Consider the following 21,063-nt stretch of genomic DNA (forward strand, 5'->3'; position numbering starts at 1 on the left):
TTCCAGCATGATGTGCAGCATGGTTTGGTCGGCAAGGGCCATGCCGTGGTCGGTGATCCGGCTCCCAACGCGGGAATGCCACCCTTGCCACGACAGCCGGCACTACGGCTCGAAGCCCCAGAAATTCCTTTACAATCAGAGGTCGAATCTATATATTTCATGAGTTAATCTCCGCCCGATAAAGGACAATATGGTACTCGAGCATATCCGCAATTTCTCCATCATCGCCCACATCGATCACGGCAAATCCACCCTCGCCGACCGTCTTCTCGAATTCACCGGCACCCTCTCCGCACGCGAGAAGCAGGACCAGTTCCTCGACAAGATGGACCTGGAACGGGAACGAGGCATCACCATCAAGGCCCAGACCGTCCGTCTCAACTACCGGGCCGAAGATGGCAAGGATTACGTCCTCAACCTGATCGACACCCCGGGACACGTCGACTTCACCTACGAGGTCTCCCGCTCGCTGACCGCCTGCGAAGGGGGCCTGCTGGTCGTGGACGCCTCCCAAGGGGTCGAGGCGCAGACGCTGGCCAACGTGTACCTCGCCCTGGACGCGAACCTCGAGGTCTTCGTGGTGCTCAACAAGATCGACCTCCCCGCCGCCGAACCGGAGCGGGTCAAGGCGGAGATCGAGGAGATCATCGGCCTGGACACCCATGACGCCGTGCTCGCCAGTGCGAAAGAAGGGATCGGCACCAAGGAGATCCTGGAAGAGATCGTCAAGAAGATCCCGCCGCCGCAGGGCGACCCCAACAAGCCGCTCAAGGCGCTCTTGTTCGACTCGTGGTACGACCAGTACCAGGGCGTCATCATCCTGGTGCGCATCGTGGACGGCACCGTGAAAAAGGGCGACAAGATCCAGCTCATGTCCAACCGGAAGAACTACGAGGTGCTGAAGGCCGGCGTCTTCTCTCCCGACATGCGCGAGGTGGCGGCGCTCACCGCCGGCGAGGTCGGTTTCATCATCGCCGGCATCAGGGAAGTGGCCGACGCCAAGGTGGGCGACACCGTGACGCTTTTGCACAACCCCTGCGACGCGGCCCTTCCCGGCTACAAGGAAGTGAAGCCGATGGTGTTCTCCGGGCTCTACCCGATCGACACCTCGCAGTACGAGAACCTGCGCGACGCGCTGGCGAAGCTCAAGCTGAACGACTCCTCCTTCTCCTACGACCCCGAGACGTCGCTCGCGCTCGGCTTCGGTTTCCGTTGCGGCTTCCTCGGTCTGTTGCACATGGAGATCATCCAGGAGCGCCTGGAGCGCGAGTTCAACCTCGAACTGATCACCACCGCCCCCACCGTCGTGTACCGCGTGCACGGCACCGACGGCAACATGATCCATATCCAGAGCGCGAACCAGCTCCCGCCGACCCAGGAGATCGCCTACGTCGAGGAGCCGTTCATCCTCGCTTCCATCCACGTCCCCAACGACTTCGTAGGCGGCATCCTGGCCCTGTGCGAGGAGAAGCGCGGCGTGCAGCGCGAGATCAAGTATCTGACTCCGACCCGTGTCATGGTAGTGTACGAGCTGCCGCTGAACGAGGTGGTCCTCGACTTCTACGACCGGCTGAAGTCGATCACCAAGGGGTACGCCTCGCTCGACTACGAACTGTTGGACTATCGTCAGAGCGAACTGGTACGCCTCAACATCATGATCAACGGCGAGGTCGTCGACGCCCTGTCGCTCATCATCCACAAGGACAAGGCCTATTACAGAGGCCGGGAGCTGGTTTCCAAGATGAAGGAACTGATCCCGCGCCAGATGTTCGAGATCGCCATCCAGGCGGCGGTTGGCACCAAGGTCATCGCCCGCGAGACGGTGAAGGCGATGAGGAAGGACGTTCTCGCCAAGTGCTACGGCGGCGACATCACCAGAAAGCGCAAACTCCTGGAGAAGCAGAAGGAAGGGAAGAAGCGCATGAAGAACGTGGGCAACGTGGAACTGCCGCAAGAGGCGTTTCTGGCCATCCTTAAAGTCGAAGGTTAGCCGTAATCAAGGTCGGCTCACGCCCTCCCATCCCCCCAAAAGGAAGCAACAGCGAATGGAAGATTACAAGAACGTTTGCGATGATAAACCCGCCGAACCGGCCAAAGAAGTGAAGCCCGCCCAGGGCAAGCACATCGTCCGCGAGTACCTCGAGTCGATCATCATCGCGGTGCTGCTGGCCATGGTGATCCGCACCTTCGTGGTACAGGCATTCAAGATCCCCTCCGGCTCCATGGAAGACACCCTGGCCATTGGCGACCATCTGCTGGTCAACAAGTTCATCTACGGCACCAGGATCCCCGGGCTGGACGGGCGCATCCTGAAGATCCGCGATCCCAAGCAGGGCGACGTCATCGTCTTCGAGTACCCCGAAGATCCGACCAAGGACTTCATCAAGCGCGTCATCGGCACCCCCGGCGACGTGGTCGAGATAAAGAACAAGCGCGTCTACGTGAACGGCAAGCTGTACGCCAACCCGCACGAGGTGCACAAGGAGCCCGACACCGTTCCCAAGGAGTACAACCCGAGGGACTTCAAGGATCCGGTCACCGTCCCCCCCAACTCCTATTTCGTCATGGGCGACAACCGCGACCGTTCCTACGACAGCCGTTTCTGGGGCTTCGTGAAGATGGACAAGATCAAGGGCCTGGCCTTCATCAAGTACTGGTCCTGGGACAAGGACAAGATGCGCCCCCGCTTCGGCGCCATCGGCAAACTGATAGACTAAAACAGGTTCTACGTTCTAGGTTCTACGTTCTACGTTAAACCTGTTGTACGCGAAGGGCTCTCTGCATCGGAGAGCCCTTTTTTTGATCTCGTTCCCAAGGTCCACCTTGGGAACGCAAAGCCTCTCCGAAGCTCCAACTTGCCTCGGATGCAAAGCTGGAGCTTTGCGCCATATGGGGTTCCCAAGCTGGAGCTTGGGAACCAGGGAACCAGGGAACCAGAGAAAGACGTTTTAACAGGGATAAAAGGGATAACAGGGATTAGACCACGTGTCCTTGGTTCATCCCCTTTATCCCCTTTATCCCCTTTATCCCTGTTCATTTTGTTTTGAAAGGACAGAGGCGGGCGAATGATTATTCGCCCCTACAGGTACGGTGGACCTGGTGAAAAGAAAAAAGCCCCTGCCGCGCATGCGCGGTCAGGGGCTTTTGTTTTGCTTTAAACGTAGAACCTAGAACGTAGAACCTAGAACAGGTTCTGCCGTTTAAGCCAGGTCCTGCACACCCTTGTAGATGATGTCGAACAACTCCGGGATGTCCTGCTCTGCGATGCAGGAGAAGGCGATGCGGAGGTCGGTCTTGGTGGTGGAAATGGCGCCGACGCCGTACTTGTCCAGCAGGTGCACGCGCAGCTTCTCGGCGTCCACGGTCTTCAGCTTCAGGCACATGAAGTAGCCGGAGTTGAACGGGTAGTAATCCCAGGCTGCGTCGTACTTGCCGCTGTTGAGCACTTCCTTGGTCTTCAGCGCGCGGCCCTTCATGATCTGGAACTTCTCCTCCTTCTGCTTCAGGAACTCCGGGGAGCGCAGCGCCTCGATGACGAAGGTCTGGGACGGATGCGGGCAGTTGGAGATGCGGGCGCGGATGATACCCATGGCCTTCTTCTCCAGGGCGGTCATCACCGGGGCGTTCTCGTACTCGTTGCCGTCGGCGAAGGTGATGAAGCCGGTGCGGAAGCCCCAGACGAACTCTTCCTTGGTGGCGCCGTCCAGCTTGACCGCCAGGATGCGCGGGTGGAGGTTGGCCAGCTTGCCGAAGAGGGACTCCTTCAGGCTGTCCTCGTAGAAGAGGCCGAAGTAGGCGTCGTCGGTGATGGCGACCACGTTGCAGCCGGCCTCGGCGACTTCCTTGATGGCGGCGACCAGGGCGTCACCCTCGGCGACGGTCGGGGTGTAGCCGCTCGGGTTGTTCGGGAAGTTCAAGAGCACGATGACCTTGCCCTTCTCCTCCGCCGAGTTCTGCAGGGTCGCCTTGAAGGCGTCGACGTCATAGCCGCCGGTAGCGGTGAAGGTCGGGTACTTCTTGACGATGGCGCCGCTGCAGGTGCCGAAGGTGAGGTTGTAGTTGCCCCAGAGCATGTCCGGCAGGATCAGGTGGTCGCCCTTGTCGACGAACATGTCGGCGACGATGGAGAGGCCGTGGGTGAGCGCGTTGGTGACGATGGGGCTGCTGAAGTGCTTGCCGACCTGGCTCGGGTTCTCACGCAGCATCTTCTCGCGCCACAGGGCGCGCAGCTCCGGCTTGCCTGCCGGCGGTGCGTACGGGTAGATGTCCTTGGGATCGAAGGAGGAGAGTTTGTCCTGGATGCAGGAGAGGTACATCGGGCCGCCGTTCTCGGTGGCGATGCCGATGGTGGCGTTGAACTTGTTTGCTTTTTCTTTGGCTTCAGCCGACTGGGTGAGGATTCCCTTGGGGAAGAAGAGGTTCTTGCCGAGATCCGACAGCATCTCCAGTACGTGGGGGCTGTGCTGGGCTAGAGACTCGTTTAACTCCGCGGCTAATGGATTCATCAAATTCCTCCTGAAGCTTAATGTGATATGCCCGAGGGCAGTACCGATGAGAATAGGAAGTAACAGACTGGCCATTAAAACCCGAGGCCAAGCAGTTGTCAACGCTTAATGTGATTGAACGGGCAAGGGGCGAATGATTATTCGCCCCTACAGGGATGGCATAGGTGGTGGTTGAGACAAAGGGCGAAGATGCAAACAGTCAGACAGGAGAGTCTGTGTCATGTTGCAAAGGCAGGGGCGAATGATTATTCGCCCCTACAGGGTCCCGATAATTAGTTGTCCGTGCCCCCGTGCGTCAGACTGTAGGGGCAAATAATTATTTGCCCAGCCTCCGGTGCCCGACGTTGGTCTCCCTTCCGGATTCCGGAGACCATTCTACCGCTGCAGCAACATCTCCATCAGCTTGTATCCCGGCTCCACCTTGAGCCCGGTTGCCGCGGCGGCGATCTCGTCGTAGCCGGCCACACCCGCCTTCTCCTTCTCCTCGCCCGCATAGATCACGAAGGGAACCGGGTCGGAGCTGTGGGTCATCAGGGCGATCGGGGTGGGATGGTCGGGCGCGCACAGGATGCGGTAGTCGCCGAACTGCTTCACCCCCTGCAGCACCGCACCCACCACCTTCTCGTCGAAGAGTTCGATCGCCTTGATCTTGTCGGCGAGCTTGCCGGAGTGCGATGCCTCGTCCGGGGCTTCCACGTGCACGAACACGAAGTCGTGGGTCTTCAGTGCGTCGATGGCGGCCTGGGCCTTGCCGTCGAAGTTGGTATCGAGGTAGCCGGTGGCGCCGGGGACGTTGATGATGTCGAGCCCGGCGTAGACGCCGATCCCCTTGATCAGGTCGACCGCGGAGATGACGGCGCCGGAGAGGCCGAAGCGTGCGTCGAAGGTGTCCATGGCCGGAGCCTTGCCGTGTCCCCAGAGCCAGATGGAGTTGGCCGGCACCTCGCCTGCGGCGGCGCGGCGCTTGTACTGCGGGTGGTTGTGGAAGATCATCTGCGACGCGTTCATCAGGTAGATGAGCTTGTCCGCGCCTTCCCCCGACGGCATGTGTTCGGTAACTGACTGCCCGGAGATATCGTGAGGCGGGGTCATCTTGATCTGGGTCCTGCCGCCGTGCCAGACCATAAGGTGGCGGTAGCTGACGCCGGGGTGGAAGGAGAACTCCTCGTTGCCCAGTTGGCGCTGCAGTTCCTCGACCAGTTCACGGCCGTCGGCGGAGGAGATGTGGCCGGCGGAGTAATCCTCCATGATCAGCTTGCCGCCGCGCGCCTCCAGGTGCACCAGGTTGAGGCGGAAGGCCACGTCGTCGGGGCCCAGCGAGACGCCCATGCTGGCAGCCTCCAGCGGCGAGCGGCCGGTGTAGCAGTCGACCGGGTTGTAGCCGAACATGGAGAGGTTGGCGACGTCCGAGCCCGGAGCGTATCCCTGCGGCACCGTATGGGCGAGACCCAGCGTGCCGCGCTTGGCCATGAAATCCATGTTAGGCGTCTTAGCCGCCTGCAGCGGCGTTTTCCCTTCCAAAGCCCCGACCGGCTGGTCCGACATCCCGTCACCGAGCAACACAACGTACTTCATAGCAGTATCCTTTTCCAGTTGATAGAGTTCACAAACTTCAAAAGCGAGTCAAAGTCAAAAGCAGTTACGCAAAGAACGCGAAGGGAAGCCACGCAAAGACACGAAGTAGGCTTTTGGGGTTAAACCAAATCAAGCCTTCCTAGCGTGCTTCGCGGATACTTACCGTTCTTCGCGTAACTGCTTTAGTTTATTTGTTTTATCCCCTTGGGTGCGCCTTCTCGTGCAACCGCTTCAGCCGCTCCCGCGTCACATGCGTGTAGATCTGGGTCGTGGAGAGGTCGGCGTGCCCGAGCATGATCTGCACGCTCCTCAAATCGGCGCCGTTCTCCAACAGGTGCGTCGCGAAGGAATGCCGCAAGGTGTGCGGCGAGATGCCGCTCCTGACGCCCGCCTGCAGCGCCCTCTTCTTGATGATGTTCCAGAAGGCCTGCCGCGTCATCCCCTCGCCCAGCCGGCTCAGAAACAGCAGCGGCGAACTATTCTGCTTCAACAACTCCTGGCGCGCCTGCTCCAGGTACTCCCCCACCGCCTGACAGGCGCTCGCCCCCATCGGGATGAGCCGCTCCTTGTCACCCTTGCCGATGGTCATCAGGTAGCCGGCGTCGATGTTGACGTCGCCTATCTTCAGCCCCACCAACTCGGAAACGCGCAACCCGGTGGCGTAGAGGAGCTCCAGCATCGCCTTGTCGCGCAACTCGATGGCACCGGTGTCGAGCGGCGAGGCCAAAAGCGCCTCCACCTCGCGCGAAGTGAGCACACCCGGCAGCTTCTGCAGCCCCTTGGGCGCCTCCACGATGGCGGTCGGGTTCACCTCGCAGTACCCCTCGCGCACCAGGAAGCGGTGCAGCATCCTGAGCGCCGAAAGCGCCCGGGCGCGGCTCCGGGGTGAGATCCCCTCCCCTTTGAGCCTGGCGAGATAGCCGGTGACGTCGCTCGCCTTAACCTGAGCAGGCTCCCGCTCCCCGAGGTAGGCGAGGTAACGGGTCAGGTCCCTGCTGTAGGCGGCCACGGTGTTGGCGGCGGCGCCCTTCTCGACCACCAGGTAATTCAGAAACAGGTCGAGGTAGCGGTCCACTAGCCGTCCACGGCGGCAAGAAGTTCGGTACGGATCTCCTCGAGCTTGCCAGGCTCGGAGATCTTCTGCCCGAAGATGTTCTTCACGTAGAACACGTCGGCGACCTGGTCCACCTTGGTGGAGATCTTGGACACGCCGATGTAGAGCCCGAGCCTGGTGAGCGTGCTGGTGATCGAGTACAGAAGCCCCACCTTGTCGTGGGCGTAGATGTCGATGACCGTGTAGTCGGAGGAGACCTCGTTGTCGATCTCCACCCGCGCCGGCACGGTCGGCTTCGCCTTCTCGGTGAGGATGCTGGGACGGTTGCGCTTGGCCACCAGCTGCCCCACCCGGACCTTTCCTTCCAGCACCTGCCTCAGGTCGGTCTCGAAGCGGGTCCAGCGGCTTTCCTCGGTGATCACGAAGCCCTGGGGCGAGTTCACCTGCAGGATGTCCAGCACCTTCTCGTTGGTGTTGGTGTGGATCTGCGCCCCCAGGATGTTCATGCCGTTGGCGGCCATGACGCCGGTGATCATGGAGAAGAGCCCCGGAATGTCGTAGGTGCAGATGGTGCAGTTGGTGTAGCCGCGGTCCACCTCGTGGGACAACTGCAGCACCAGAAGTTTCTTGGGCATCTCCAGCAGCGTGCGCACGTGCCCGGAGAGGACCTCAGGTGTATAGGAGAGCAGGTGCCTGGTGGTGAGCGCCTGCAACTCGTCCTTGATGAGCTGCCCCGGGTAGTCGTCCGCCAACAGGTCGAAGACGGTCCGCTTGACCCGGCGCACCCGGTCCCCGGACGCCTCCAGCTTGAAGTCGCCACGCTCCAGCACGGTGAAGGCCTTCTCGTAGAGCTCCTGCAGCAAAAGCGCCTTCCACTCGGTCCACACCTCCGGCCCGACCGCCTTGATGTCGGCGTAGGTCAAAAGGTAGAGCATCTTCAGGTTCTCGCTCTTCTCCATCTGGCGCGCGAACTGGATGATCATGCGCTCGTCGTGCAGGTCGCGGCGCTGGGCGATGTGGGCCAGAAGGAGATGCTGGCGCACCAGGAACTGCAGCCGTTCCGAATCCTCCTTGATGAGCCCCATGCGGCGGGCGATGGTCTTGGTCAGCTCGGCGCCCACCTCCGCGTGTCCGCCCCCGCCCCCCTTGCCGATATCGTGGAACAGGACGGCCAGAAGCAGCAGCCAGCGCTTGTCGATCTCCATGGCGAGCTGGGTCAAAAGCGGCAGGGTGTCCTTGTGCTCGCCGCGCCACAGCTTGGCGATCTCCTCGACCGCGAACAGGGTGTGGGTGTCGACCGTGTAGATGTGGTAGACGTCGTGCTGCACCTTGCAGTAGATGCGCTCGAACTCCGGGATGAAGCGGATCAGAAAACCCAGGTGGTGCATCTGCTGCAGGGTGTCGTAGACCTTCTTCTCGGACTGCAGGATGTTGATGAAGGAGGCGTTGGCCTCCTTGGAGCGGCGGAACTTGTCGTTCACCAGGTCCAGGCTGTTGCGGATCAGGGTCTTGGTGGCGAGGCTGAGCGCCACCCCCTGCTTCTGGGCGTGCTCGAAGATCTTGATGAGCCGCACCGGGTCCTTGGCGATGACGCTCTCGTCCGGGACCACCAGCTCCCCCTTCATGACGTAGAAGCCGTCTCCCACCGGGCGGCGGGTGAAGTAGCCCAGGATCTTGCGGGTGGAGTCCTCGCGCTGGCTGCACTTGGTGATGAGCAGGGAACTGAAGTGCTCGACGCGGTTGGCGTGCAGGTAGAAGTCCTGCATGAACTGCTCGACGGCGAGGGTCTTCCCCTTGTCTTCGTAGCCGAAGAAGCGCGCGATGGAGGTCTGGGCCTCGAAGGTAAGCTGATCGTTCTTCCTGCCGGCCAGGTAGTGCAGTTCGTTGCGGATACGCCAGAGATAGGAGAGCGAGCTGTAGTACATGCCGAGCTCCTCTTCCGAGAGGACCCCCTTCATGACCAGCTCGCGCGGCTCATCCACTTTGTACTTGATCTTGGCGACCCACATCGCGGTGTGCAGATCCCGCAGGCACCCCTCCCCTTCCTTGATGTTGGGTTCCAGGATGTAGACGCTGGAGCCGTACTTCTCGCGCCGTTTCCTGAGCTCCTCGAGCTTCTCGTTGATGAAGGAGTCGCTTCTCTTGGCGAGCACCTGGGTCACCATCATCTTCTTCAGTTCGCCGAAGAGGTGGTCGCTGCCGGTCAAAAGGCGCGCGTCCAGAAGCGCCGTCTTCACGGTGACGTCGTTGCCCGCCATGTCCAGGCAGTCGGCTATGGTGCGCACCGAGTAGCCGACGTCCAGGCGCAGGTCCCACAGGAAATAGAGCAGACGGTTGGCCGCCTCCTCCACCACCTTGGAGTCCTTGCCGCTGTAGAGAAAAAGGAGGTCCAGGTCGGAATACGGGTTCAGTTCGCGCCGGCCGTAGCCCCCCACCGCAATGAGGGCGAGCTGACCGGTCTTGTGCATCTGCAGGTCGTCCGAGAGCGCGGTGAACAGACGGGTGACCAGGGCGTCGGTCATGGCGGTGATGGATTGCACCACCGAGATGCCGTCCTCTCCTTCCCGGTGCGAGCGCTTGGACTCCTCGCGGAAGTGCTCCAAAAACTCGCGCGCAGCGGCGAGGTAGGCGCCGCGCTTCTCCTCGAAGCTCTTGCCGTCCCCCTTCATCGCCTCGGAGAGGTATGCGTTTATGTTGAGGCGCATCACTCTTCCTTGGCGATACGCACTACCTGCAGGACGCCCGGGAAGGCCTTGATGTCAGCCTCGGGGAGGCTTTCGGTGTCGCCGATGACGCCGATGATGACCCGGTTCGCGCCGGTGGACTGGTGGATGTCGAAGCCACGCTCGATGAGGAACGACTTGATCTCTTCCTGGGCCTTTTCGTCGGCCGTCTTACGCATAACGATCAGCACCTGCAAACCTCCCTTTAGTGTTCGCCGCGGGTCATGATGCGCTCCAGGCGGCGCGATTCGTCGATCACCCTCTCGAAGAGGCGCACGATGGCCTGGTCGTCCAGGGGCCCCTCGTTCTCTGCCGTCATCCTGGCGAAGATGCGCTTCTCCCGGGCCGGGTCGTACACCGGCAGGTCGAGCCCCTTCTTGATCTCCCCGATTTTCAGGGCAAGGGAGGCGCGCTCGTTGAAGATGCGCAAAAGTTCGCTGTCCAGCCGGTCGATTTCGTCCCTGATGTCGTCAATGCCCATGGCGGCGTCCTCAGAACTTCTTCTTGATGTGGGTGTCGCGTTTCCAGTTCACGTCGTCGACGCCCGGGTAATCGATGTTGTAGTTGAGCCCGCGCGACTCCTTGCGCATCTGCGCGCAGGCGACGATCAGTTGGGCCACGGTGGCGATGTTTCTGAGCTCGATCAGGTCCGAGGTGACGATGAAGTTCCAGTAGTACTCCTCGATCTCGTCCTGGATCAGCTCGATGCGGCGCATGGCGCGCGCGAGACGCTTGTCGCTTCTCACGATGCCGACGTAGTTCCACATGAAGCGGCGGATCTCGTCCCAGTTCTGGGACACCACCACCATCTCGTCCGAGTTGGTCGCGGTGCCCGCGTCCCACTCGGGGATCTGCGGGAAGGAGAACGTCTCGTCTTTCAGCACCTGCACCGCGTGCTCGTAGGCGCGACCGGCATAGACCGCCGCTTCGAGGAGCGAGTTGCTGGCGAGCCGGTTGCCGCCATGCAGGCCGGTAAAGGCGACCTCACCGATGGCGTAAAGGTGCTTGATGTCGGTCTCGGCATTGAAGTCCACCTGTACCCCGCCGCAGAGGTAATGCGCCGCGGGGACTACCGGTAGCATCTCGGTGGTCATGTCGATACCGTATTCCAGGCAGGTCTGGTAGATGTTGGGAAAGCGCGAGGTGATGTACTCGGCGCCGCGGTGCCTGATGTCCAGGTAGACGCAGTCGTCGCCGTAGGTCTTCATTTCGTTGTCGATGGCGCGGGCCACGATGTCGCGCGGGGCCAGGTCCTTCAGGTGGTGGTACTTTTCCATGAAGGCGGTGCCGTCGCGGCGCTTGAGGATGGCGCCTTCGCCGCGGACCGCTTCGGAGATCAGGAAGGAACGGGCGTTGGGATGGTAGAGCGTGGTCGGATGGAACTGCATGAATTCCATATTGGCGATGGTGGCGCCGGCGCGGTAGGCCATGGCGACACCGTCGCCGGTAGCGACGTCCGGGTTGCAGGTGTAAAGGTACACCTTGCCGGCGCCGCCCGAGGCAAGCAGGGTGATGCGGGCCGCGAAGGTCTTCACCTCGCCGGACTCCTTGTCCAGCACGTGGGCGCCCAGGCAGCGGTTGTGCTCCAGCTTCTGCTTCAGCACCTTCGATTCGGTGACCAGATCGATGGCGATGTGGTTCTCGTAGATGGTGATGTTGTCGTGCTTCTTGGCTGCCTCGACCAGGGCGCGCTCGATCTCGCGGCCGGTGATGTCCTCGGCGTGCAGGATGCGCCGCGCGCTGTGGCCACCCTCGCGGGTCAGGTCATAGGCATCGCCGCTCTTGGTGAACTGCACCCCCCAGTCGATCAGGTTGCGGATCACCTGCGGCCCTTCCTCGACCACCATGCGCACCACGTCCTCGTGGCAGATGCCGGCGCCGGCGACCAGGGTGTCCTGCACGTGCGCGTCGAAGGTGTCCTCTTCCGACGAGACCGTCGCGATACCACCCTGCGCGTAATTTGTGGCCGACTCCGAAATATCCCTTTTGGTGACCACCGCGACCTTGCCGTGGGCCGCAGCCTGCAGCGCGAAGGAAAGCCCCGCGATACCGCTGCCGATCACCAGAAAATCAGTTTTCTCCTTCATCAAACTACCCCCCGATAAGCTGGATTAGGCGTTTCTTGAGACCGAAAGTATGAGACGAAGCCGTGCAGCAGTCGCGAGTACTTCAGGAAAGGCTCAGGGGGTCATGGCGGCAACGTTGGGCCTGTGCCCTCAAAGGAGATTTCTTGGTGTGCGTCGCGGGTACCTTGCGTTCTTCGCGTAACCGGCTCGGGAAAACCCGCAAATTATTGATCCCAGCGAGATTTTTGTCAAGACTTTTGACGGGTTAGAGGCCGCCAAGGTCACATTAGACCTTGAATTATCATGCTTATTGGTCTATATATTTCGATGGCAGAATTCCCTGTCCCACTAAAAAGGAAGCTCATGCGCTTAACGTCACACCGACTTTCCCTGGCAGCCATCCTGACCGTGGCCGCGCTGTCGTGGTGCATTCCCGCACCGGCGCGCGCCGATATATATAAGTACGAAGATCCCGACGGAACCGTTCACTTCACCGACGCCCCCACCGACAAGCGTTTCAAGATCTTCATGCGCGACATAAAGAAGGACAAGCGGCTCAGAACCGCCTTCAAGCTTTCCGGCTATGCCCGCAACCCCGCCGAGTTCGAGCCCATCATCAGCTCCTGCTCGCGCGAGTTCGGCGTGGACAGTTCGCTGGTGAAGGCGGTGATCCATGCCGAGAGCGGCTACAACCCCAGCGCCGTGTCGCCCAAAGGCGCCCAGGGGCTGATGCAGCTCATGCCCAAGACCGCCCAGGGGCTCAAGGTCGCCGACTCCTTCAACCCGTCCGACAACATCCGCGGCGGCGTGCGTTACCTGAGGTTCCTTCTGGACACCTTCAAGGGGAACGAGTCGCTGGCCGTCGCCGCCTACAACTGCGGGCTCAATGCCGTTGCCAAGTACGGCGGCATTCCACCCTATCCCGAAACCCAAACCTACGTGTCCAAGGTACTCAGTTACCGGAACAGCTATAGATAGCGCAAAGGCCAAGCATGCCCTCCACCCAAGCCCAGATCATGAATCTCCCGAACATCCTGACCATGCTGCGCATAGCGGCCATCCCGCTTCTGTGCGTCCTTTTGCTGTCGCCCGAGCGCGAGCCCGGCTTCTGGGCCGCGGCGCTGTTCGCCGCCGCCTCGGTCACCGACTGGCTGGACGGGTATCTTGCCAGGAAGATGGGCATCGTGACCGTGTTCGGCAAGTTCCTGGACCCGATCGCCGACAAACTGATCGTCATGGCCGCGCTGATCATGATCCTCCCCTTCGACCGCGTTCCCGCCTGGATGGTGCTGGTGATCCTCGGGCGCGAGATGATCATCACCGGTCTGCGCGGCATCGCCTCCACCGAGGGGATCGTCATCGCCGCCAGCAACTTGGGCAAGTTCAAGACCATCTTCCAGTTGGTCGCCATCATCGGACTGCTGCTGCACTACGACTACCACTGGTTCTTCGGCATCGACCATCCGCTTCTGGTAGTCAACATGCACAACGTCGGCATGTTCTACTTGTGGATCGCCACAATCATAACCATCTGGAGCGGCGTCGATTACCTGAGCAAATTTGTCAGAGTGATAGCCAAATAAAAATTTCGTATTGACACAGGCGAGGGAATCAGGTTATAAACGGGCTCCTTCGATGTACAAGGCGGCATGGCCAAGTGGTAAGGCAAAGGACTGCAAATCCTTCATTCATCGGTTCAAATCCGATTGCCGCCTCCAATAATAAAAAGGGCTTACAGTGACATACTGTAAGCCCTTTTTTCTATCGCTGTAATAATCGCTGTAATAAATTCTCTTTCCCATCGCTGCAAAAAAATTCTTACCCTTTCCTGTGAGGCAGGACGGAACCCGGCTCACCTCCCTGCAATGATGTGATGTCGCTAGTGACCGAAACCCGCTCACGCTCCCGTACCCACTCCTCCACCTCCGCTAGGTGCCAACCGACCGAACCGGATCCAAGCCTCACCCTCGCCGGGAAGCGTCCCGCTTTTTCCAGGCGCCACTGGGTCGTGTGGCTGAGCCCGATCAGTTCCAACACCTGCTTTCGCCTGATCAGTTTGTCGTGCTCCATGTGGGACCTCCTCTGATGCAAGCCGGACCCTTTATAACCAGCTGTTGAATGAAGCGGCCGGGAGGCAAAGGCAGCTGCGGACCGGGGCGGAATGGCCCCGCTTACCCTGCTCAGGAAAAGTTCTCTTATTTTGCCCACCCCACATCCATCCGTCATTTTCGGTCAGCAAGTGATGCTCTTGTATTGTTCAGAGCAGGCGGCATACTTTTATCGTGGGAGGTTTCTCCATCTCCCGGCGAAGGCTCCGAATCCTCGTGCATCATGTGAGGGACTCGGGGCCTTTCGTTTTAGAGCTTTAGCAAAGGGCCGAGGTGTTGTCTCCGCCATCGGACTTAGGTTTATAATTATTTTATTTACATTAGTAAACCCAACATGATACACAACAACCTCCTTGGTTTGTGTAGTAGAAGCCCCCTATCGAAGTTGATGGGGGGCTTCGCATTCCGACTCTCTGCCCCAGACAGACCAGCCACAACCATGACTAAAAGGAAGGCCATGCCAGGTACCAGATACGAGGTTGTTCAAAGATGCTCAGACTTGCTCCGACTCTCCACCATCCCTCAACGCGACAAGCTAAGACTAGAATTCCAGCTTATTCAAGTGAAGAGACTTATTCTGAAAGACCACGATCAGAGGAGTTGCCGACACAAGCAGTGCACCGTCGCTGCATTTGAAAACCTGGAGGCAATGTTTGCAGGCATCACAGAAAAGAAGTCGTCTGGACATACGCTGGACCGTGTCACACAGGAACTCGAAGAGATGCTGGTGGTGCTGTGGGCGCTGGATAAAGCATACGCCTGTTACTCCGGCCTGTGATCGCCCTCCCCAAAGATGATCCTTGCTCCCCTGCCCCTGACCGAACTACCGTAAAAGAAGGGGGGTAGTGTTCAACATCACCCTAGGTTTATCCACTCAACTGTTTTCGGCTGCAGGTCATGTTTTTCTTTTTAGCACTTATATGGCGAAGCAGTACCCATATTCCCATTGACACGGTATTTCAACCAGTTACAATCGTGCGCATTATACGGGCAATTTGCTAAAGTCATGAGAAAGACGGATAAAGTAGAAGCGATATCCACAGGCACAGAGTAGTTATCAACAGGCACAGTGGATAAATTGTTTTAATTATTTCAGCACATTCACGTCTTAAACTAGATCCTCAGTGCCTTGTAACAATAACTACAGCCATCTGTTGTTTTTCCGCTTATGCTTCCTGACTCTGATGCAGCCACCCCCCCCAGCAGCAACCACTACGGAAAATCTAAATCTAGTTGGATGGTAAAAGTGTCCTCTCCTGAAAGCTCTCTTTTCCTGAACTTGTCGTATCCGAAAAGCAGAGAGACGTTCCGGTTGAACCTCCAGGCGGCACCAAAGCTCAAGGCGCCGTTCACGTTCTCTCCCCCCATGTAGTCCGCCGCTATCCATAATTTTTCGCTAAGCTCGCTGACGGTCCTGTCCCAGGAGAGCAGGAGCCCCTTGTTGTCCGGCGCCAGGGCCTTCTTGCTGCCGTGATAGTAGCCACCGGAAAAGCGCCCCAGGGAGAAGCCGGGTCCTGGGATGGTCTTCGCTGTCAGGCCGTACACGATGTTCTGCCCAGACCGGACGAAGGAGAGGTTGCCGTCGGTAGCCTTTCTTGCTTTTCCGGTGTTGTAGATTCCGCCTGCCAGGGCCGGGGAAAATGGAAAGAGCGCCTCTTCACGTATGCCCAGCTTTGCATTACCGCTCCAGGGGTACCGGTCGTTGGGGTTGCCGGCGCTGGTGAGGTAGTCGCCTCCTATTTCAAGCTGCAGTTTCTCGAAGGGGAGCAGTCCGACGGTGAGGCCGACCTCGAGTATATTGGGGTCCCGATCCCCGGCATCGTTGTGGCTCTTGCGGAAGTAGTTGTCCACGCCGATGTGCCCCACCAGGAACGGCTGCACGTCGGGGGAGGGAATCCAGATCTGTGTGGACGGGGTAGCGTGAGCCGGGAGGGCCAACCAGAGAGATATTAGGCAACCGGCGATGAGCGCACGAACTCCGGTCTGTAAAGTTGTACTTTCGCTCCATTTCATGTGCACCTCCCGCATCGGTTTCTGTTCACCCGGAACCTTCGGCGCCACCTCCAAGCCGAGCAGATACTCCGAGGATGGCATTTTCGCCGCCAAGGACTGTCCTCCCCTTTCCTTCTTTTGTCTCAGCCTGATCCGATTCAGCTCTGGTTGCGGACAGGCTATTAGAACTGCCTGTTTGAAGAACGATGTCCCCTTCTCTCATGCCTCCCCTACTCACGGCTGCACCAAATCTACCGGCGCTGCAGGCTCGGCAGGCAACACAGCCCTTTTCCTCTCCTTCTTCGGCTTGGTTTGCTCCGCTTCGCTCCCCTGTTTTACATAAGCGGCGAAGGCGCGATCTAACTCGAAGAAACTGGAAAAAATCTGTTCGGCCACGAAGTCAGGGCTGGGGTCCTGCCCGTAGATCTCCTTGTACACAGCAAGGTAGGTGTTGAAGGTTTCCAGCACGGGTACAGGTAGCCTGAAGGTTATTTTCTGCTTTTCCGGCGGGGCTGGGAGTGGTTTTATGCGTAGTCTCGATTCCATCTTGCACCTCCTACTCCATGAATGGTTTAAGGATCATATCCTTGGTGACGAAAACGTTGATCTTGTCGCCGGGGGAAACCTCGATGCTGGGCTGCATGTTGAGGACCTTGTTGGTGTGCTGCTGGGCGGCCTGGTTTATGTTCTGCGCGGCACCGGACACGGCGAGGTTACCGAAGGTGGGGGGGACGTTGGGGGCACCCTGCCCTCCCACGGCGACCTGGGCGCCTGCGCCGATGACGCTTCCCAGCACCACGCCGGTGACCAGCTTCCCGTAGTGGTTGTTCACGCGGCCGCCCATCCCGGCGTAGCCAGATAGGTCGGCGCCCGGCATCCCCTCCAGGTTGATGGATTCGCCGTTGGGCATGATGAGGCGAGTCCAGACCACCAGGACCCGCTCCTGTCCGAAGGCGACCTTTGAGTCGTACTCGCCGATCAACCTGGTTCCCTGCGGCACCAGTAGGTAGTTTCCGGTCACGGTGTCGAACACGTTTTCCCTCAACTGGGCAATGATCTGACCCGGGAGATCCGAGTTGATGCCGGTGATCAGGGTCGCGGGAAGAATGGTCCCGGCCTTGATCTCGTACTGGGAGATCGGGGCCATCAGGGTCGTCTTCAGGTACGGGAGGTCCTGTTGCCGCTCCCTGGAAAAATCCCGTTTTTCCCCCTGCATGTTCTGGTCATCGGGGACCGGCCGTTCGCCTAACTGCGGCAGCCCCGGCAATGTCGGTACCACAAGGGGGCGGGGTTCCTCTCCCCTCCCCTGCTGCGGAGGCTCCCCCTGGCTGAAGGTGACCGGGGAGCTGATTGCGGTGAGGCCGTCCTTGTGCGCGTGGCTCTCGGCGGTCTGCCCTGGCAAGGTGACGGTGTAGGCGGAAGTTGGCTGCTGCGTGGGGGCCGGCTCCGCCACAGCGTCGGGTCCAGGATCACGGCCGGCCTTTCCGCTCTGCCCCGCCGCCGGTCGGGACGCCTGCTTGCGCCCCAGTTCCTGATAGTTTCCTGGAGCCGAAATCATGGGATCGGGAAGACCCGGCGCAGTCTGGCTTTTCACCTCTTCTTCCTTGACGGGTTTGCGCTCCTCCCCCGTGGCGGTCTTCTTAGGGGAGAGGCCGGCGACCAGGGCGAAGGTGATGCTGGCGGTGAAGACCACGGTCAGGACGGTGAGGGCCTTCCGGTTGAAGCGCACCACCTTCACGGTAATCTTCTCAAGCGGCCCCGGGGTGGATTCTTCGCCTTGAGTTTCTTTGGCTGCCATGCGTGTCTCCGTTTTCAGCGCCCGTTTTTCCCAGGCTCGGTGTATCTCTCGCCGGAGGAGAACCAGGGGATCTGCCTGATGATGCGGACCTTGTCCTTCTTGCCGCTTCTGAGCTCCGCCTCCTCGAAGAGGCGGTCCACGATGAAGTAGTCCCCCTTGATGCGGTAATTGACCAGGTTCAGCTTCTTGCCGTCCTTGATGAAGAGGACCGGGGCCTCGCTGCTCTTCATCTCGGGGGCTATCTGGATGTAGGTCTTGCTCCCGTCGTCGAAGGCTCTCAGCGGCACCCAGGCGTACTTCTTGTCGGCCTTGATCTTGTACTTGAAGTTGAGGTTGGCGGCGATGATCGCGGGGGCGGCCACCATGCCGTCCAGGCGCTGCTGCTCCTTGCGGATCTGCGCCGACTTGGCGGTCATCTCCTCGTCCGAATAGGCCCACCCCACGGTGGGGATGAAGAAATCGTCGTTACTCTGGGCGTAGAGACGGTAGGAATGGCGGTCGGTGACGATCAGGAAGTTAGTCTCGATGCCGGCCTGCTTGGGTTTGATCAGAACGTGGGTGGTGACGTTGCTGCCGCTGCCGTCCTCGACGGTGCCGACTTCCCAGCGGAAGGTGTCCCCCGCTACGATCTTCCCCGTCAGCCGCTCGCCCGGCTGCAACTGAATGTCCACCACGTGGTTCAGCGCGGCGTAGATCATGTAGATGGCGTCCGGAACGTAGGAATAGATGGTCTTGCTCTCGACGGACATCGCGTTAACCGGGCGCTGCACCGACTGCTTGACCCGGTGTTCCATGATCTGCCGGTCGCTCAGCCCCTCTTTTCGCACCGGTTTTTTCGCCTGCTGTTTCTTGATCTGGAGTCCCTTAGGTTGGGCCGGCTGCGGCGCTGCCTGGGCCTGCGGCTGCGGTACGGTTTGCGGTGGAGAGGTTTGCACGGGGGCAGATGCGGGTATTGCCGGGACGACCTCGCTGTGCACGGGGGGAGGCCCGGCCAGGGATGAGGATGGGAGGGCCAGCAGCAAAAGGGCCAGCAGTATCCTTTTCATTTGGCCGCCTCCTGGGACCAGCTGAAGTGCCTGATGTAAAGGCCGAGCGGGTTTTGCTTCAGCATAGCCTCCTCTGTGGGAGGGGAGATTTCCACCGTGAAGAGGCCGGTCATGTTCCGGGCCCCGCTGCTGATCCCATCCTTGCTGAAACAGTTCTCCTCCCAACGCACCTGGTAGGTGTCGCCGGAAAGAGGCACCACGCTCTTGATCTGCACCGACACCGTTTCCTGCCCGACCTTCTGCAGCGGCTGCTCCTTCTGCGCGATCTCGTTCAGGGTGTTGGCGGCGCTCTGGCGCAGGTAGCCGTAGGCGGAGAGCCAGCGCTCCTTGGCCACAACCGGGTCGAGGGGAACCGAGCGCACGTAGGTGACGAACTGGGAGAGGAAGTACTGCAAGACGGCCCGGCTCGGCGTGTAGTTGGTCCGGGTGGCAGGCCCGGCGGCCTGCACCAGGCCGTCCCCGTTCACCTGCACCACGTAAGGGACCACCTTGGACTTGGCGGACTGAAAGATCAGGCCGCCGGTCAAGAGGGCGCAGATCCCCGCGAGGGCAAGGGCCATGATGCGCCAGTTTTTCGCCTGGACCCTCGCGGTGCCGATGCGGTTGTCCCACTCCTCTCGGGCCTTCTGATAGGGGGTAAGGGCAGCCCCTTCCGGGACGTAAGCGATCGGCGGCTGGTTCAATTCGTTGGACGCCATATCGGTTTCCTCATTCTCTAAGCTTTACTTGGCAACACCACCTGGGCGTTTTTGCCGGTCCCCAAACTCGTTTTCATAGCCGTCCAGGAATGAAGGGGCCGGGCGCACCTTCCGCTCACCCCTGACGCCCCAATCGCGAAACCTATCGTTTTTGGCATCCTCGCTCTTTCCGCAAGAAACGACCATCAACAGCATCGCTACCACTAGAACAACGCCAAATAGCTTTCGCATGGAGACCTCCCTTTGAAGAATCAGTTTCATACTTCTCTCAGTTGGACAGACACACCGCCTCCGGAATGGGTATCGTGGGGAACAACTCCGCGAGCCATCAGAACATTTTGTGCCCAACGAGGGCTGGAGGAAGGGTTCGGTGAGGGTCCTGCCCCTTTCTTTTGAAGAAGGTCCCGTGCCCATTGTGGCGGCGTGTCCTGTGACGAGCTAGCAATGGTGCCCGAGGATGCCCCTAGCGATGTCGAAGTTGTCGCCGATGGGACATTTCCACCAGGGGAAGGAGGCGGATGTCCCGTGGGTGCCGCCCTCCTCATGCCATCGCCGCCAGACGCCGCAGCTGCGGTGGCTTGAACTCCCGCCCGCGCAATTTGCTGTGCCGCTCCCGTTATCATTGCCCCCCCAGCGGCGATTCCACCAGCTACAGCCACCCCTGTTGAAGCCACGGCTCCAAGGCCAAGACCTGGAGACCCTGCCATCAGACCACCCGCGACAGCGGGTGCGTGCCAAGCAAGCCCCATGATGGTCAGGGCAACAAGCAAAATGAGGGATATTTCTTGGAAGGTCGGATCTGGAGGGAGGGTGAGCGTAGCTAAGGTTTGCTGCGAAACTGAAAGGATAAAGGCTAGAACCATGAGCCGAATACCAAAAGCGATGATCGCCCCGAATACTTTTTCAGCTAAGAAAGCAGTGTGTTTAAACACCCCAAAGGGGACAAGCATCAAGCCTAAAGCGGATATTATGTAAAATTCCAAATAAGTCACGAAGACCAGCAAGGCTATGCCAAAAAAAGCGATGACAATAAGAACTGCGGCAAATTGGGTCAGTAACATATCCATCGCATGGCGGATGCTGACGTTCCAGAGGCTATAGTTCTGCGTGTGCTCGAAAATCGGCGCAGTGACCGCGAAACCGTACTCAACGATGCGGGAAGGATCCGTGATAAGATTGACGGGAGTGGTGCCACCTCCGGCGATGGTGCCGGTTTGAATAAACCCGAGCAAGATTATACGAACCAGCCACTCGTAATTATTAACCACCCAAACGAAGAAGCCGATTTGCATCACTTTTTTCAGGAAGGTTACCTCGATTTTGTGACCGCCATCAAACGCCATCCATAGCCCAGCAAGACAAATCTCCAGTGTTGCCAACATGGACAGAAGGGTTTTGGCGTTGGGCAAGACCTTCCCATACCCGGGGACGATGGAACCCATGAAAACATTAAGAAGATCGGTCAATATTCCAGAACTAATAGCCATAACTAATGCCC

General features: G+C 59.6%; 20 protein-coding genes and 1 tRNA gene. 6 read left to right on the top strand and 15 right to left on the bottom strand.

Annotated features, from left to right (window positions below; translation table 11 throughout):
* Positions 1-190 precede the first annotated feature (190 nt).
* Together lepA and lepB are read left to right on the top strand one after the other, a co-directional pair.
* Entirely contained in the window at positions 191-1,990 is a 1,800-nt protein-coding gene (gene lepA / locus H7687_RS07515; RefSeq protein WP_183346440.1) for a translation elongation factor 4, read from the top strand.
* Between the two features lie 55 nt (positions 1,991-2,045).
* Positions 2,046-2,717, top strand: a complete 672-nt coding sequence (lepB, locus tag H7687_RS07520) for a signal peptidase I (protein WP_183346441.1) — start codon at positions 2,046-2,048, stop codon at positions 2,715-2,717.
* A gap of 483 nt (positions 2,718-3,200) precedes the next feature.
* On the opposite strand, the gene H7687_RS07525 is transcribed toward lepB, so the two are convergent.
* The 7 genes from H7687_RS07525 to nadB form a co-directional block, all read right to left on the bottom strand.
* On the bottom strand, positions 3,201-4,505 hold the full coding sequence (locus tag H7687_RS07525) for an aminotransferase class I/II-fold pyridoxal phosphate-dependent enzyme (RefSeq protein WP_183346442.1): 1,305 nt from the start codon (positions 4,503-4,505) through the stop codon (positions 3,201-3,203).
* A 375-nt stretch (positions 4,506-4,880) separates the two neighbouring features.
* Entirely contained in the window at positions 4,881-6,080 is a 1,200-nt protein-coding gene (locus H7687_RS07530) for a cofactor-independent phosphoglycerate mutase (RefSeq protein WP_183346443.1), read from the bottom strand.
* Between the two features lie 196 nt (positions 6,081-6,276).
* On the bottom strand, positions 6,277-7,155 hold the full coding sequence (xerD, locus tag H7687_RS07535) for a site-specific tyrosine recombinase XerD (protein ID WP_183346444.1): 879 nt from the start codon (positions 7,153-7,155) through the stop codon (positions 6,277-6,279).
* Entirely contained in the window at positions 7,155-9,839 is a 2,685-nt protein-coding gene (glnD, locus tag H7687_RS07540; RefSeq protein ID WP_183346445.1) for a [protein-PII] uridylyltransferase, read from the bottom strand. Before glnD ends, xerD begins: the two co-directional genes overlap by 1 nt.
* Positions 9,839-10,048: a hypothetical protein gene (locus tag H7687_RS07545; protein ID WP_183346446.1), complete on the bottom strand. Its 210-nt coding sequence runs from the start codon at positions 10,046-10,048 to the stop codon at positions 9,839-9,841. The genes glnD and H7687_RS07545 overlap by 1 nt, the downstream gene beginning before the upstream one ends.
* 14 nt (positions 10,049-10,062) lie before the next feature.
* Entirely contained in the window at positions 10,063-10,338 is a 276-nt protein-coding gene (locus H7687_RS07550) for a chorismate mutase (protein WP_183346447.1), read from the bottom strand.
* A gap of 10 nt (positions 10,339-10,348) precedes the next feature.
* The gene (gene nadB, locus H7687_RS07555) at positions 10,349-11,944 is read right to left on the bottom strand and encodes an L-aspartate oxidase (protein ID WP_183346448.1); all 1,596 of its coding nucleotides are present in this window, start codon (positions 11,942-11,944) and stop codon (positions 10,349-10,351) included.
* A gap of 342 nt (positions 11,945-12,286) precedes the next feature.
* On the opposite strand from nadB, the gene H7687_RS07560 reads away from it, so the two are divergent.
* The 3 genes from H7687_RS07560 to H7687_RS07570 all read left to right on the top strand — a co-directional run bounded on the left by H7687_RS07560 (position 12,287) and on the right by H7687_RS07570 (position 13,641).
* Positions 12,287-12,901 (top strand): lytic transglycosylase domain-containing protein, encoded by a 615-nt coding sequence (locus H7687_RS07560; protein ID WP_183346449.1) that lies wholly within the window; start codon positions 12,287-12,289, stop codon positions 12,899-12,901.
* A 14-nt stretch (positions 12,902-12,915) separates the two neighbouring features.
* Positions 12,916-13,506, top strand: a complete 591-nt coding sequence (gene pgsA / locus H7687_RS07565; RefSeq protein ID WP_183346450.1) for a CDP-diacylglycerol--glycerol-3-phosphate 3-phosphatidyltransferase — start codon at positions 12,916-12,918, stop codon at positions 13,504-13,506.
* A 60-nt stretch (positions 13,507-13,566) separates the two neighbouring features.
* Positions 13,567-13,641, top strand: a tRNA-Cys gene (locus tag H7687_RS07570).
* A 100-nt stretch (positions 13,642-13,741) separates the two neighbouring features.
* Here the strand turns inward: H7687_RS07570 and H7687_RS07575 are convergent.
* Complete coding sequence (locus H7687_RS07575) at positions 13,742-13,993, bottom strand: helix-turn-helix transcriptional regulator (RefSeq protein ID WP_183346451.1); 252 nt, start codon at positions 13,991-13,993, stop codon at positions 13,742-13,744.
* Positions 13,994-14,488: 495 nt separating this feature from the next.
* On the opposite strand from H7687_RS07575, the gene H7687_RS07580 reads away from it, so the two are divergent.
* Complete coding sequence (locus H7687_RS07580) at positions 14,489-14,809, top strand: hypothetical protein (RefSeq protein WP_183346452.1); 321 nt, start codon at positions 14,489-14,491, stop codon at positions 14,807-14,809.
* 434 nt (positions 14,810-15,243) lie between these two features.
* On the opposite strand, the gene H7687_RS07585 is transcribed toward H7687_RS07580, so the two are convergent.
* From H7687_RS07585 to trbL, 7 genes are all read right to left on the bottom strand, one after another.
* The gene (locus H7687_RS07585; protein ID WP_183346453.1) at positions 15,244-16,044 is read right to left on the bottom strand and encodes a hypothetical protein; all 801 of its coding nucleotides are present in this window, start codon (positions 16,042-16,044) and stop codon (positions 15,244-15,246) included.
* A 213-nt stretch (positions 16,045-16,257) separates the two neighbouring features.
* On the bottom strand, positions 16,258-16,569 hold the full coding sequence (locus H7687_RS07590; RefSeq protein ID WP_183346454.1) for a DUF2274 domain-containing protein: 312 nt from the start codon (positions 16,567-16,569) through the stop codon (positions 16,258-16,260).
* A 10-nt stretch (positions 16,570-16,579) separates the two neighbouring features.
* A complete protein-coding gene (locus tag H7687_RS07595; RefSeq protein ID WP_183346455.1) occupies positions 16,580-17,821 on the bottom strand; it encodes a TraB/TrbI/VirB10 family type IV secretion system protein in 1,242 nt (413 codons plus the stop codon).
* A 14-nt stretch (positions 17,822-17,835) separates the two neighbouring features.
* On the bottom strand, positions 17,836-18,867 hold the full coding sequence (gene trbG / locus H7687_RS07600; RefSeq protein ID WP_183346456.1) for a P-type conjugative transfer protein TrbG: 1,032 nt from the start codon (positions 18,865-18,867) through the stop codon (positions 17,836-17,838).
* Entirely contained in the window at positions 18,864-19,565 is a 702-nt protein-coding gene (trbF, locus tag H7687_RS07605; protein WP_183346457.1) for a conjugal transfer protein TrbF, read from the bottom strand. The genes trbG and trbF overlap by 4 nt, the downstream gene beginning before the upstream one ends.
* 24 nt (positions 19,566-19,589) lie before the next feature.
* Positions 19,590-19,826, bottom strand: a complete 237-nt coding sequence (locus tag H7687_RS07610) for a hypothetical protein (RefSeq protein ID WP_183346458.1) — start codon at positions 19,824-19,826, stop codon at positions 19,590-19,592.
* Positions 19,823-21,052: a P-type conjugative transfer protein TrbL gene (gene trbL, locus H7687_RS07615; RefSeq protein ID WP_183346459.1), complete on the bottom strand. Its 1,230-nt coding sequence runs from the start codon at positions 21,050-21,052 to the stop codon at positions 19,823-19,825. The genes H7687_RS07610 and trbL overlap by 4 nt, the downstream gene beginning before the upstream one ends.
* Positions 21,053-21,063: the final 11 nt, after the last annotated feature.

The organism is Geomonas paludis (assembly GCF_014193585.1).
Taxonomy (GTDB): domain Bacteria; phylum Desulfobacterota; class Desulfuromonadia; order Geobacterales; family Geobacteraceae; genus Geomonas; species Geomonas paludis.